This is a genomic window from Acinetobacter sp. SFD, assembly GCF_001647575.1.
Classification (GTDB): domain Bacteria; phylum Pseudomonadota; class Gammaproteobacteria; order Pseudomonadales; family Moraxellaceae; genus Acinetobacter; species Acinetobacter pecorum.
The window spans coordinates 1-13,255 of record NZ_LSZJ01000004.1 but is presented as its reverse complement, the minus strand read 5'-3'; the positions used below and the strand labels follow the sequence as shown (position 1 = coordinate 13,255).

Annotated in this window: 13 protein-coding genes; 8 read left to right on the top strand and 5 right to left on the bottom strand. The window is 39.8% G+C overall.

Features of this window, described 5'->3' with window-relative positions:
- Nucleotides 1–118: 118 nt before the first annotated feature.
- From AY605_RS04600 to AY605_RS04585, 4 genes are all read left to right on the top strand, one after another.
- A complete protein-coding gene (locus AY605_RS04600) occupies nucleotides 119–661 on the top strand; it encodes a PadR family transcriptional regulator (protein WP_064095293.1) in 543 nt (180 codons plus the stop codon).
- A 20-nt stretch (nucleotides 662–681) separates the two neighbouring features.
- On the top strand, nucleotides 682–1,614 hold the full coding sequence (locus AY605_RS04595) for an alpha/beta fold hydrolase (RefSeq protein ID WP_064095292.1): 933 nt from the start codon (nucleotides 682–684) through the stop codon (nucleotides 1,612–1,614).
- A gap of 19 nt (nucleotides 1,615–1,633) precedes the next feature.
- Nucleotides 1,634–2,338: an SIR2 family NAD-dependent protein deacylase gene (locus AY605_RS04590; RefSeq protein ID WP_064095291.1), complete on the top strand. Its 705-nt coding sequence runs from the start codon at nucleotides 1,634–1,636 to the stop codon at nucleotides 2,336–2,338.
- Between the two features lie 87 nt (nucleotides 2,339–2,425).
- Nucleotides 2,426–3,337 carry a LysR substrate-binding domain-containing protein gene (locus AY605_RS04585; RefSeq protein ID WP_064095290.1) on the top strand — a complete coding sequence of 304 codons (912 nt, stop codon included), beginning with the start codon at nucleotides 2,426–2,428 and terminating at the stop codon, nucleotides 3,335–3,337.
- A gap of 266 nt (nucleotides 3,338–3,603) precedes the next feature.
- On the opposite strand, the gene map is transcribed toward AY605_RS04585, so the two are convergent.
- A complete protein-coding gene (map, locus tag AY605_RS04580) occupies nucleotides 3,604–4,398 on the bottom strand; it encodes a type I methionyl aminopeptidase (protein ID WP_064095289.1) in 795 nt (264 codons plus the stop codon).
- A 350-nt stretch (nucleotides 4,399–4,748) separates the two neighbouring features.
- Between map and brnQ the strand changes: the two genes are divergently transcribed.
- Both brnQ and AY605_RS04570 read left to right on the top strand, forming a co-directional pair.
- Nucleotides 4,749–6,035 (top strand): branched-chain amino acid transport system II carrier protein, encoded by a 1,287-nt coding sequence (gene brnQ, locus AY605_RS04575; protein ID WP_064095288.1) that lies wholly within the window; start codon nucleotides 4,749–4,751, stop codon nucleotides 6,033–6,035.
- A gap of 587 nt (nucleotides 6,036–6,622) precedes the next feature.
- Nucleotides 6,623–6,841, top strand: coding sequence for a hypothetical protein (locus AY605_RS04570; RefSeq protein ID WP_004645284.1), 219 nt, complete (start codon nucleotides 6,623–6,625; stop codon nucleotides 6,839–6,841).
- 113 nt (nucleotides 6,842–6,954) lie between these two features.
- Here AY605_RS04570 and AY605_RS04565 read toward each other — a convergent pair whose 3' ends face one another.
- The gene (locus AY605_RS04565; RefSeq protein WP_064095287.1) at nucleotides 6,955–7,413 is read right to left on the bottom strand and encodes a hypothetical protein; all 459 of its coding nucleotides are present in this window, start codon (nucleotides 7,411–7,413) and stop codon (nucleotides 6,955–6,957) included.
- Nucleotides 7,414–7,530: 117 nt separating this feature from the next.
- Between AY605_RS04565 and AY605_RS04560 the strand changes: the two genes are divergently transcribed.
- The gene (locus AY605_RS04560; protein WP_064095286.1) at nucleotides 7,531–8,394 is read left to right on the top strand and encodes an alpha/beta fold hydrolase; all 864 of its coding nucleotides are present in this window, start codon (nucleotides 7,531–7,533) and stop codon (nucleotides 8,392–8,394) included.
- Between the two features lie 173 nt (nucleotides 8,395–8,567).
- On the opposite strand, the gene gltS is transcribed toward AY605_RS04560, so the two are convergent.
- Nucleotides 8,568–9,791 (bottom strand): sodium/glutamate symporter, encoded by a 1,224-nt coding sequence (gltS, locus tag AY605_RS04555; RefSeq protein ID WP_064095285.1) that lies wholly within the window; start codon nucleotides 9,789–9,791, stop codon nucleotides 8,568–8,570.
- A 992-nt stretch (nucleotides 9,792–10,783) separates the two neighbouring features.
- Here gltS and AY605_RS04550 point away from each other — a divergent pair.
- Complete coding sequence (locus tag AY605_RS04550; protein WP_064095284.1) at nucleotides 10,784–12,241, top strand: DASS family sodium-coupled anion symporter; 1,458 nt, start codon at nucleotides 10,784–10,786, stop codon at nucleotides 12,239–12,241.
- 147 nt (nucleotides 12,242–12,388) lie between these two features.
- Here the strand turns inward: AY605_RS04550 and AY605_RS04545 are convergent, their stop codons facing one another.
- Together AY605_RS04545 and AY605_RS04540 are read right to left on the bottom strand one after the other, a co-directional pair.
- Nucleotides 12,389–12,607 carry a hypothetical protein gene (locus AY605_RS04545; protein ID WP_064095283.1) on the bottom strand — a complete coding sequence of 73 codons (219 nt, stop codon included), beginning with the start codon at nucleotides 12,605–12,607 and terminating at the stop codon, nucleotides 12,389–12,391.
- Nucleotides 12,608–13,033: 426 nt separating this feature from the next.
- Nucleotides 13,034–13,189, bottom strand: a complete 156-nt coding sequence (locus tag AY605_RS04540) for a hypothetical protein (protein ID WP_155857653.1) — start codon at nucleotides 13,187–13,189, stop codon at nucleotides 13,034–13,036.
- Nucleotides 13,190–13,255: the final 66 nt, after the last annotated feature.

Below are 13,255 nucleotides of genomic sequence, written 5' to 3'. Positions count from 1 at the left end.
ACTGATTATTTCTATCAGATATCAGCCTTATGCAACTTGTTGCACTAATTTATAGTGCAGAATTGATTTTTATGCAACATGTTGCATAATAATCCAGAGTCATTTTTTTGAGACGTTTATGTCTTTATCGCATGTTCTACTGACTAGCCTGATCGAAAAGCCCAGTACCGGCATTGAACTGGCACGTCGTTTTGACCGTTCCATGGGCTTTTTCTGGAATGCTACCCATCAGCAGATCTATCGTGAACTGAATGCCATGCTGCAAAAAGGCTGGATTTCGACGATAGAAGAGGAAGATTCAAATAGCCGTAAAAAAACCTATCAGGTAGAACGCCTCGGTCGGGAAGAACTGGCCAGCTGGATGCTAGAACACAGTTCACCAGCACAACTGCGCGAAGAACTGATGGTGCGTCTGCGTGCCGAAGCCCAGCTTGGCGGGAACAGGACTCTGCCTGAACTGGAACGCCATCTGGAACTGCATAAAGAAAAACTGAAAACCTATGAGCACATTTTTGCCAAAGACTTTGCCGAAGCGAACGAAACTGACCGCACCCTGTATATTCATAAAATGATCCTGCAGCTGGGAATTGATCAGGAACTGGGCTGGATTTCCTGGCTAGAACAGGTCATTCCGCGACTCAAACAGTTTGATGCAAAATAACCCTTAATACGGAGATACACATGCCCTTTTATCGCATGCCCGATGGTGAACAGCTGTTTGTACGCGAATACGGTCAAGGACAACCGGTACTGGTCCTCTCGGGACTTGGCATGCTGAGCTGGCAATGGAAAGCTTTTCTCTATCCGCATCAGAAAAATTTCCGTTTTATTATTCCGGAATGGCGCGGCTTTGGGGCTTCCAGTCGCTGTAAAATTCCGCCAGATCTGGATGCGATTTCCAGTCACTGGCTGGATATTCAATCAGTGGTCCAGCAGCTCAATTTAGATAAATTCATTGTGATTGCTTACTCTATGGGCGCGACGACAACCATGCATGGGCTGCACTATGGTAACTTTGCCAAACATATAACAGCTTATTTGCATATTGATCAAACCCCTAAAATACCAGTCGATGATGCCTGGGCTTTTGGCCTTTTTGGTCCACGCCATCAGGAATTTATCGACATCCTGCAGCAGCTCTCTGCCCTACTTGCGCAATACCAGCAAGTTGAATTGATCCGCAACCTTGACGTTTCTGTGCGTAAACACATTGCCACCCTATGGTTAAAGTTTATTCAGCTACAAAATAAACAAAAATATAGTCTGAAAGCTTTCGAATTCATTTTGAATCAACCACGACTGCAAAGTCTGTTATTACCTTCCAGCCGGGTGGACTATATGGCATGGTATATTAATAATTATTTGTACCATCGCGAGGACTACCGCGAAGCTCTGGCTCAACTTAGCTGCCCGGTGACTTTCTTTAGCGGTGTACAATCCAAGCTTTATCCGATTGAGGGACAGCATCTGATTGCCCAAAGCCTGCCTCAGGCCAAACAGGTACTTTTCAGCAAGTCGGGCCATACCCCTTTACTGACTGAGCCCTTAAAATTTGCAAAGGAACTTGGCGTATTTTTAAAGGAAAATACTCAGTTTAGCCCTGTAGTCGCCTAAAAACTCAGGAGACAGAATAATGAAAAAAATGGTGATCTTTTCAGGTGCAGGCATGAGTGCCGAAAGTGGTATCAACACTTTTCGCGACAGTAATGGCCTTTGGGAACAGTATCGTATAGAAGATGTGGCCACACCTAAGGCTTGGGCCAAAAATCCGGAACTGGTGCAACGCTTTTATAACGCACGTCGTAAAAATATTCTGGAAGCACAGCCAAATGCAGCCCACCAGCTGATCGCCAATCTTGAAGATAACTTTGATGTGCATATAATTACTCAGAATATTGATGATTTACATGAACGTGCCGGCAGCTCCAAAGTCATTCATCTGCATGGCAATATCCGCTTGACCAAAACTTCAGGACCAAATTGCCAGTACACCACCGAATTTTACCCCATTGAAGGTACTGAGCTAGATTTAAACAAGCACTTCTGTAAGGCGGGATATCCACTGCGCCCGCATGTGGTCTGGTTTGGCGAGGCTGTGCCTGCTTATACCGATGCGCAAGCCTGTATACAAGATGCCGATATTTTAGTCGTCATTGGCACCAGTTTACAGGTTTATCCGGTGGCGGGTTTAATCCATGAAATTCCGCCTGAATGCGCTGCCTACTATATTGATCCCAAAGCAGATCAACAGTACTTACCAGCCCAGTTTCATAAGATTTCCCAGACTGCGACAGAAGGCATGAAAACATTGCTTAGCCTATTTGATCCTAAAGTTTAAATGTCTTTCAGTAATTGCATTCTATAGTTGACACGGCGCAACAATCTCTTTTTAATCAGCCTATTGTTGCAGAAATGGAATTAAACGATGCTGACGGATCTGGATGATTTTTACTGTTTTGCTCAAGTGGTTGAACATGGCGGCTTTAGTGCAGCCGAAAGAGCCACTGATATTCCCAAATCCAAGCTCAGCCGCCGCGTCTATAATCTTGAAGAACGACTTGGAGTACGCCTGATCCAGCGCAGTTCACGGCATTTTGCTGTGACTGATATCGGCATGAATATTTACCGGCATGCACAGGTGATGCTTAATGCTGCGCAAGCCGCCCATGATCTGGTCGATCATCTCAGCACTGAACCGCGTGGAACCATTAAAGTCAGCCTTCCGGTATCGATCGCCCAGAACGAAATGGCAAAAATTCTGCCAAATTTCCTGAAAAAATATCCCGAAATTAAAGTCCAGATGATGATCACCAATCGCCGGGTCGATATTATCAATGAAGGTTTTGATCTGGCTTTACGCGTGCGCTCTAGCCTGGATGACGATCCAAATCTGGTGATTCGACAGTTTGAAAAAATTGAACAGCATTTATTTGCCAGTCAGGGTTATCTGAATGAATTTGGTGACCTGAAAAACCCAGAACAACTGTCTGAACATAAAATCCTGAGTATGGCAGAAGACCATCCCGAACAGTTTCTGACCCTACAAAACGGACAGCAAGAGCAGAAAAAAATCCGTGTCAATCCAACCGTTATGGGTTCTGACCTGAATATGCTGGCACAACTGGCCGCCTCAGGCTCAGGAGTGACCTTATTACCAGATAACGTGGTCGAACACTATATTTCAAGTGGTGAACTGGTTCGGGTACTTCCCGACTGGAAAGCGCCGCATGGTATTTTTCATGCAGTATATCCTTCACGTCGCGGCTTATTGCCCGCTGTCCGGGTCTTCATTGATTATCTGGTTGCCGAATTAAATCACGATAACTTAAATACTTAACTATAGTTAAGTAATATATTTTGAATAAAATAGAATCCCGAGACAAAAAAATAGCTCATTCTTGGGGAAAAATGAGCCAGAGAAACTTTCACTACAGCCTAGTGATCAAAAACAAGGGAACCTATGTATCTGACTCTTAATTTAATCAAATAAATGATCTTAAACCACTGTTTTTTGTAGTGTTTTGTATGTTCTCGTCAGCAAGAACAATGGATTTGTAATTTCTGTAAGTAAGTGAATCCTAATAAAATCATCTAATTGATATTTTAAATTTCAGGATACTCACCCGTACCTTCAGGCCAAGGCGACAAGACTTCAAAACCGGTTTCAGTCACATAGACCATATGTTCCCATTGTGCAGACCATGACTTATCTGTAGTAACCACAGTCCAGCCATCTTTCAGCTCTTTTACCCGCGCTTTGCCCATGTTCACCATTGGCTCAATGGTAAAGACCATGCCCGGAACCAGTTTAATGCCCTGACCGGGCTGACCATAATGCAGAATATTTGGCTGTTCATGATAGACTTTTCCAATACCATGACCGCAGTATTCACGCACAATGGAATAACCTTCACGATGAGCAACGGTTTGAATGGCATGACCAATATCGCCCAAGGTTGCGCCCGGCTTTACAGCATGGATTCCCGCCACCATGGCTTCATAGGTGGTATTGACCAGTCGCTTGGCTTCTGGAGATGGCGTTCCGACATAGTACATCCGGCTGGTATCACCAAAATAACCATCCTTAATAATCGCGACATCAATATTGATAATATCGCCATCCTGCAAAACGATTTTCGATGATGGAATGCCGTGACAGACCACTTCATTCGGTGAAATACAGGTGGTTTTGGTATAGCCATAATAACCAATATTGGCTGGAGTCACTTTCAAGGTGTTTACAATAAAATCATGGCAGAGGTCATCCAGATATTCAGTTGTGACACCAGGCTTGACATGCTCCCCGATCATTGCTAAAACTTCTGCAGCTAAACGACCGGATATCCGCAGTTTTTCAATATCTTGCTCAGTTTTAAGACCAATCGCTGGAGCGCGCATATACCTATCCTCACTATGAATCCGTGAATTATAATCCCTTTTTTACGCAATATGTCGCGCCTCTTGCCCTTTAATACAGCAATTTTCTTAGGACTTGGCATTTCTCCTGTTGAATATTTATACAAACAATAAATAACCCGTTTTAAATGCAGCGACCGAAATCTTATAAATTTACCTAGAAAAATCTATTTTCCAAAGAATTATCAATTATATATTTCTACCAAGTTTTGAATGTAGAGTGATGTAATTTGCAAACTCAATAAAATCAAGGCTTCCCGCCTTAAAATAAGCTCCCAAAAACTCGACATATACACTAAAATTGCTTTCTTTTGTTCTATTGATCTCCCTTTATGACAAGTCTGCGTACCCGGGATATTGTCGCCTTAGGTTTTATGACCTTTGCATTATTTATTGGTGCGGGCAACATTATCTTTCCACCGATTGTGGCTCAACAAGCCGGTGAACACGTATGGCTCGCTGCTTTAGGTTTCCTTATTACAGCAGTGGGCTTACCCGTGATCACCATTATTGCCCTGTCTCGCGTTGAAGGTTCCATTCAGGCCCTAAGTTCACCTCTTGGTAAAGCAGCCAGTATTTTGCTGACTGTCGTGTGTTACTTGGCTGTTGGCCCTTTATTTGCAACCCCACGTACTGCAACCGTTTCTTATGAAATCGGTTTTTCATCTTACTTTGGCAATGAATCTGGCAGCCTGCTCATATATAGCATTATCTATTTTGCCATAGTGACAGTGGTGTCTTTATATCCAAACAAGATTCTGGATACCGTCGGCTATTTCCTTTCGCCAATTAAAATTATCGCTCTGGTGATTTTGGGTGTAGCAGCCGTGATGATTCCTGCCAGCAATCCGCCTGCTGCGATTGATAATTACATTACCAGTCCAGTGACTGAAGGCATCGTGAATGGTTATTTAACCATGGATACTTTAGGCGCTTTAGTTTTCGGTATTGTAATTGTCAAAGCCATTACTTCACGTGGTGTAACGGATAAAAAACTGATTACCAAATATGCAGTCAATGCCGGCATTATCTCTGGTATTGGTTTAACTCTGGTGTATTTAAGCCTGTTTAAACTTGGGCTTGGTAGCCATGATATTGCACCAAATGCAGCCAATGGTGCCATTATCCTGCATGCCTATGTACAACATGCCTTTGGCGATATGGGCGCTTACTTCCTGTCGGGCATGATTTTTATTGCCTGTATGGTGACTGCAATTGGCCTGACCTGTGCCTGTGCCGAGTATTTCTCCAGTTTAACCAAAATTCCGTACAAGATTTTTGTCTTTATTCTGGTCGGCTTCTCACTGGTTATCTCAAATCTGGGTTTAACCAAACTGATCGCCGTTTCAGTGCCCGTATTGAGTGCGATTTATCCGCCTGCGATTAGTGTCATTATGCTGAGTTTCTGTGCAAGTTTCTTCAAGAAACCCTCGCATGTAATTGCTCCTGTAACCCTGGTTGCCTTTATTTTTGGTATTTTTGACGGAATAAAAGTTGCCGGTTTTGAATTGCCCGTATTGTTACAAAATCTACCACTTTCAGAGCAGAATCTGGCTTGGTTTATTCCATCCATGATTGTATTGCTGATTACAGCTGTGATTGACCGTATTAGAAACTAAAATTTCTAGGACGTCTGATAAATCGTATTTTTACCCAAAATCCGGTTTGAGCATGATCAATAATTGTCAGGTTTTACCCAAACGGACATTTATTGTTTCTACACAATGACATCAAATCACGGCTATAATTTTCCTATTTAGACCTTCTATAAAATTCTTTTTATAAAATAAGGTTCTGCTTAAATTATTTTATTTTTTATATAAATATAAACAAAACTTTTAATTTCCTAATTTTAGATACCTATTGTTGCCAACCTATACCAAGTTCCCCAGCGAGTGATACGTAGTCTTACATAGTTCTGATTAATGCTACATATATTTGGCGTAGAATTTGCATTTTCTATCTTGTCGTAGTGAATTTCGACGCAGCTTGTATGACAAACTATCTGGAGGTGAAATCATTAAAAATAAATACTCACATAATCAATCAATTATGTAGTTATTCGACTAAAGATGGCCATTTTGACTGGAAAAGCCTGTTAGGGCAGTTGCAAAGGTCTGAATTAAACAGTACAACTGTATGTTCAATTCTGACTGATTAAATCTGCTTTAATCTTCAATAACATAAATAAATGGGAGGGATGGAGATGTTATCATTACATTTCAACAAGCAAGTCTTCATTGACGCTCTTAAAGCCAACAACACCAATCTGGTGACATTTATATGCACCACTTTTGCTCTCATGCTGACTTTAACCGTCCATTGTTTAATTCAAGGTAATTTAAAACTTGAATACTTTGGTTATGCACTGATTGTCTCAGCCGCCTTTTTCCTTTGGGCGGCCATCGACCAGAAATACAGATAATCAAATTTTAAATTAGCCCAGATGGATGATTGGCCAGTCATCCATCTGGTGAAAAAAGAGTCTTAATATTTCAATTATTCTCACATTTTCAGAATACTTATTAAAAATAATCATTAAAACAATCCAGCAAATCCCCCATAAAGCAATATTCCTGTCCCGCCTAATTCTGCAACAATTAATCCCAGCATAGCTAAAGTCATTAAACTACCAGGTAAATGAAACTTACCTAATTGATGAGGCTGCTTAAACTGATTGGTCGTGTCTTGCAGGAAACCATGCAGCATATAAGCCGCAATAGAAAAGCTGAAAAACACGATATTGATGAGTACGCAAATTAAGTTCACGACACTTGGCAACGCTGAACAATATGCCAGCACTGCTAAAATTAATGTGGCTGGTGCATAAAGCAGGCTGCTACGATGAGCAATATCGACATAATAATGTGCGCGTGACTGAGGTGATTGACGAATCTGCCAATATTTCCAGACGCCGGTAAACATTCCCACCCACAAGAATATTCCACTAAAAATAATGGCTATTTTAACGGCCAGCTCAAGCTCCATTAGCTGCATAAGTTCATTCCCTCTCTATTATTTTACTGACTTTTAAGTCATGTTTTAGCCAAGCTACCCTGCTAAAAATCTGTAGAGTAAAAGCTTGATCAGGACTCTAAAATTATAGTGTAACGTATGTCTGAATTTGAAACATTGACTCTGCAGTGCCAGGATGGCTATAACTTAAGTGCACGTTTTTATGCAGCTATTTCTGAATCTAAAGAACTGCCTGTATTAGTGTGTCCAGCCACCGGCATTACCAAGCAGTTTTATCATCAATTCTGTGTCTGGTTGCAGGCTCAAGGCTATGCAGTCATGGTCTTTGATTTTCGGGGAATTGGTGATTCACTGGCAGGTCCGTTGAAAAATTCAAAAGCCAGTATTGTACAATGGGGGCAACTGGATATTCCGGCCGCGATTGATACTTTATTGGCGCGAACCCATGCAGAAAAAGTGACGTTACTGGGACATAGTGCTGGCGGTCAACTTTTAGGCATTGTGCCAAATTATTCTAAAGTCGCTAAAGTAGTGGCAGTGTCTGGTTCAACCGGACATTTGAAAGGACTTAAAGGTAAAACCAAACTGCTGGCACCAGTCATGTTTAATATTATTTTCCCTCTGTTCCGGATCACGAAAGGCTATGGCCCGACCCAAGCAATTGGCATGGGGGAAAACCTGCCGAAAGATGTAGCACAACAATGGGCACAATTTTGCAGCAAACCGGGTTATGTCATCAATGCGATCGGTAAACTTGTTTCACCTGACTCAAATTTTCATACTCAAATCACCTGCCCGATTACTGCGATCTGGTCCTCGGATGACGAAATTGCCACGGAAGAGAATGTAAAGGATTTACTACGACTATATCCTCAGGCATCAACCCAGATGATTGAGCTCAAACCTGAAAATTATGCGCATAAAACCATTGGCCATATGCTGATGTTCAAGAAATCGCATCAGAATTTATGGCCAGTAATTGAACAACAACTAGCGGTCTAGAGCAGATTCAAGTGGTTATTTCACGATGACTGTGTTCTAATACACCCAGTTTGAGATGAGCCTCTTACAGTATATGGGCTTGACCTGTATACGACTAGCCCCTAACCATGGGGCTTTTTAATGCTTAAATTTTTTGAAATAATATTCATAGATTTTTGAAAAAATTCAGCAACTTAACCAAAGATGCTCAATATAAACTGAATCACCACTGCATTCACAATATCCACAAAGAAAGCACCTGTTAAAGGGATGATCAGGAAAGCTTTATGTGAAGGTCCATAAGTATTGGTAACTGCCTGAATATTGGCAATTGCTGTTGGAGTGGCACCCAGATTGACCCCACATTGTCCCGCGCACAATACTGCAGCATCATAACTTTTACCCATCACCCTAAATGTCACAAAGTATAGATAAAGTGCAAGAACAAAGGCTTGTACAATCAATATAATTACCAATGCTCCAGCCAAATCTGCCAGTAACCATAACTGCAATGACATCAATGCCATAGCTAAAAATAAAGACAATGAGGCATTTCCAAAAACATCAATACACCGGTCAAATATTTCAATTTTGAGTACATGTTCCAGAAAGTTCCGTAAAATCACTCCACACATCAAGGCCCATACAAAAGACGGAAGTTCGAACCACTGTCCTTTAGCCGCTATTGTCATGAAATAGGCAAAACTGATACAGATCGCAAACATGCCTAGCGTTTTTACTGCATCATCTGCTGTGATCAGTCGAGTTTTTTCCGGGTATTCAAAAGGCGCCGTTTCAGATGAAGGTGGGGCTTCATTTCGCCCTGAACTTGGTGCTAATTCTTCTGCCAGCTGATGACGACGAATCAGAAACTTGGCCACTGGCCCACCCATCATACCGCCGATGACTAAACCAAAAGTTGCACTGGCCATACCTAAAACTACAGCACCCTGAATACCATAATCCCTTTCAAAAACCATACCCCATGCACCGGCCGTACCATGACCTCCGGTTAGGGTGACTGAACCTGTAATCAAACCAATCAGGGGATCTAGGCCCAAGACCTTGGCCAGGCTGATTCCGACGACATTCTGCACAAAAACAAAAGCCACGACACAACCTAAAAATAGAAAAAGAGCCTTACCTCCCTCTTTCAGCTTTACCAAACTGGCACTGAGACCTACAGAGGTAAAGAACATCAGCATAAATATTTGCTGAATGTTGGCATCAAAATTTACTGTAATATTAAAATTTTTAAATAAAATATAAGTAATTACTGCAGCGACAAGCCCTCCGGCAACAGGCTCAGGAATATTATATTGTTTTAGAATTCTGATTTTATTTACTACCAAAAATCCGACCATCAAAACAAAAACAGCGATGATAATGGTCAGAAAGGCATCCATTTCATAATTCATATTCAGTCCAGCAATAAATTTATCCTCTAGTATGTAGTTTTCCGCAATTTTACACAGTGAATCAATCAGATAAGTGTTATATATCTTACTGTTTTTGTTAAACCTTTAATGAAATTAAAATATTCCAAAATTTTGAAATATATCAAATTATAAGTTTTCTTAGCTTTAATTTAAAAAAATTCCAACACACATCTTTTTTCAATTAACCAGCGATCGAAGAGATACCTTACCCATATATTCTAAGGTACTTATTTTTTTAGAAATCTATATATTATCTCGATTTATTATAAAAACTCATAATAAAATATAAAATCTAGAATGTGCAATTAGATAAATCCACTAAAACCACCAACCTTCTCTGCCTTTTCCATTTTGATATATTCAACATATAAGAAAAACGGTATAAAATTTATACCCCCAACATCTATATTAATATTTTATTAATAAGAATTTTATAATTTTGCACAAAAATAGTATTATTAAATTTAAAATCCATCAATAAAAATATAACCAGCATGACTGAACTAGCTTAAGATTATTTATTCAATCAAGCTCATAATTTAAAAAAAACATTTAAATTCAATTTACTAACAGTTAACTCTAATAAAAATCTTAAAACCTTCTAAACAATTATTTTAAAACAAATAAACCCTCATCAATATCATTTTTATTATAATAGAGGGTTATATAAAATAATTTTATCACTCTTGCAATTATATTTTTAGTGATAAACACCAGGGATTAAAACTATCTATAATATTAAATATTATTATATTTAAAAAATTTTTCAGCAATTAAGTGCAAATCAACTTCACTATTATTAATTTATATTTAAAATATATTTTACATAAATAGTTTAATAAATTTTATTGAGGCCACCTTAAAGCCCCTGCTCTTTTTATGGAGAATATGTTACCAACGCTAGACTTCAATATCAGTTGTGATCATTATGATCAAATAATAATTATTATTATGTGTGGGAGTAAGGCGTGATGGGATTTAAATTAATACCAACATTAGTTTCCGTGGCTATCACATTGATTATCTGGCTTCTTATTCCTATACCACAAGGCGTTACTGCGAATGCCTGGTTGCTGTTCGCCATGTTCATAGGCGTGATTGCTGCCATTATCGGTAAAGCGATGCCGATCGGTGCCATTTCAATTATTGCAATTGCTCTCGTCGCAGTTACACGCGTGACCTCCGACAACCCTGCTGATGCGATTAAAGATGCGTTAAGTGGCTTTGCTCTTCCACTGATTTGGTTGATTGGTATATCCATCATGATCTCGAAAGGATTACAAAAAACAGGTTTGGGAGCTCGGCTAGGTTATTATTTTATTGCGGTGTGGGGCAAAAGAACGATAGGTATTGGTTATAGTATGGCCCTATCAGAATTAATTCTTGCTCCAGTCACGCCAAGTAATACTGCGCGTGGCGGTGGGATCATTCACCCGATCGTCCGCTCCATTGCTACAAGTTTTGACTCCGATCCGGCAAAAGGTACGGAAGGTAAAATCGGCAAATACTTAGCTTTGGTGAATTATCATTCCAATCCCATTACGTCTGCAATGTTTATCACTGCGACTGCACCAAACCCTTTAATCGTTCAACTTATTGCAGATGCAACCGACATGCAAATTAGTCTGAGTTGGACTACATGGGCATTGGCCATGGTTTTACCCGGGATTGTGGCGCTTGCTGTAATGCCACTTGTACTGTATTTCATGTATCCACCCGAAATTAAAAAGACACCGGATGCTGCGCAGTTTGCCAAAGATCGTTTAAGAGAAATGGGGCCCATCAGCAGAGATGAAATGATAATGCTGTTTGTCTTCGGCGTTTTATTGGTACTCTGGGCAGGGATTCCAGCCATGATTCTGGGTGATATATGGTCATTAGACCCGACGACCACTGCATTTATTGGATTATCACTTTTACTGCTAACCGGTGTTCTAACTTGGGAAGATGTTTTGACACATAAGAGCGCCTGGGACACTATTACATGGTTCGCAGCCTTGGTCATGATGGCAACCTTTCTTAATAAGCTAGGACTAATCGCATGGTTTTCCAGTGCCTTACAAGCCAGCATTGAACAAATGGGTTTGAGCTGGGTTCCCGCATCCATGTTTTTATTACTGTCTTATATGTATGCCCATTATATTTTTGCCAGTACAACTGCTCATATTACCGCAATGTTTTCAGCATTTTACATAGCTGGTATTGCAGTAGGTGCTCCCCCAATGTATTTTGCTTTAATGATGGCCGCTGCCTCAAGTATCATGATGACACTTACCCATTATGCGACCGGGACCTCACCTATTATTTACGGTTCAGGTTATACAACGCTCGTTGAGTGGTGGAAAGCCGGTTTTGTCATGAGTGTAATCAATATGCTTATTTTTATAGTATTAGGCGGAATTTGGTGGAAAATACTGGGGTATTGGTAAACTCAAAAGATTATGGATGATTTATGAGAATCTGGTGAAAGTCGCAGTCAGGAAACCCAAATACAATAAAGTCTTCTCATGTATATTAAATAGCCCCTTAACCTTGGGGCTATTTAATATCTGAAATTTATAAAAATAACGGTTTAATCAGCTTTCAATGTCATAGACCCAATTACGAGCCTGTTTGTCTGTGATGGTTTCACAAACATAGTAGTCATGATTCCATGAATCAGGATGGAAAATTTCCTTTTTGGTGTAGATGACGTTTTTACCTTTTTCGACACAGATAAAACTATCACCTTGGTCTTTGACTTGGGTTCCGTTGAGGAAACCACCAATACAGAGGAAGCGGGATTGTTTGGGCATTAGAAAATCTACATTTTAAATCATCTTTGAAGACGTGAATTAGAACAATTTATTGATGATAAGTGTAGATAAAAGAAATCTTATACTTCTAATTACTTAAGATTCTTGCAATATGATCTAATAAGTCTTTCAGTAAACTCTTACTAGTAATTTCTTCACCATCTGTACGTAAATCTAATACACATCTGCTTTCTTTAGCAATAGTAATCGCAACAGACTCTTTTACCAATTTACTAAAAAAAACTGATTATGAGGCGAAATTGATTTTTGTGTATGAAAATAATCAAGATCTATATCTAAAATATATCCACCCGCATCGATATCTGGTAAGCCACTATTTTCATTCATATTCTTTACTATGTTAAATTGATTCTCTAAAAATTCATCTTCTAATGCTAAATCATATATACCATCATCAGTGCTTAATCAGTCAAAATGCGAATAACCAACGATAAACATTCTATTCGCTGGTAATTTATAACTAAAAGGTGGTATAGGTGCTGGTTTTAAATCTGAATATTTTTGTTTACCTTCTTCAAATCCAAATTGAGTATATAAATCTTTTAGAGTTTGAATAGCCACCAAAATTCTAGACACACATAACCATCTTTTGATGGGCCTTTTCATAATCTAATGGAGAACGTTGTC